The following is a 709-nucleotide window of genomic DNA, read 5'->3' as shown; positions in this document are numbered from 1 at the left end:
TTAGTTGGTGCCAGTCAAAAACCCGAAAGACCAAGTAATGAAGTCATGAACTTCTTGCAAAACAAAGGTTTCAAAATCACACCGATTAACCCAGACCTAGAAGGCCAGAATCTGTTAGGTGAAACGGTAATCAAAAACATCACCAAGCTGCCCATTAAGGTCGACATGGTCGATATTTTTAGAAACTCTGAAGCCGCTGCATCGATATGTGACGAAGTGCTAGCACTTCCGAAAACTCTACAACCCAAGGTTGTTTGGATGCAGATTGGCGTCATCAATGAAACTGCTGCAGCCAAGTTACGTGCAGCAGGAATATCAGTGGTGATGGACAGGTGCCCTAAACGGGTAATCCAAGAAGCAGAGCGCGTATCAACTCTGGCTTAACAATATTTGAGCTCAGAGTAAAAACAGCTACTTTTACTCCAAGCCTAAATGCCTATTGATCGACTCTGCCGTTTGCGGCCCCATTAACCACTTAACAAACTTCCCCTGCTTGTTTATTAACATTGTCGCTGGCAGGCCACTCGGCAATTTCTGAGAAAACATGCTAGACGGGTCTGCATCAAGCACCGGAAAATCTATTCCCAACCGCTTAACCTTGCTATCCAAGAGCTCTCCTTTCGCTTTATCGAAGTCAAAACCCAGAACCTGGAAGGCCTCACCTTTATTTAACTTGTTCAATTCTGGTAATTCATCGAGACAGGGCCGG

At 45.0% G+C, this 709-nt stretch carries 2 protein-coding genes; one reads left to right on the top strand and one right to left on the bottom strand.

Annotated elements, in window-relative coordinates:
- Positions 1 to 384 (top strand): CoA-binding protein (locus A3766_RS27275; protein WP_068643360.1); only part of this gene is annotated, 384 nt, incomplete at its 5' end.
- A 33-nt stretch (positions 385 to 417) separates the two neighbouring features.
- Here A3766_RS27275 and A3766_RS27270 read toward each other — a convergent pair.
- Positions 418 to 709, bottom strand: a 292-nt coding sequence (locus tag A3766_RS27270) for a TlpA family protein disulfide reductase (RefSeq protein ID WP_231883011.1), incomplete at its 5' end; no start/stop codon positions are given.

The organism is Oleiphilus sp. HI0132 (genome assembly GCF_001635845.1).
The sequence above is the reverse complement of the archived record's forward strand: the minus strand, read 5'-3'. Positions and strand labels throughout refer to the sequence as shown.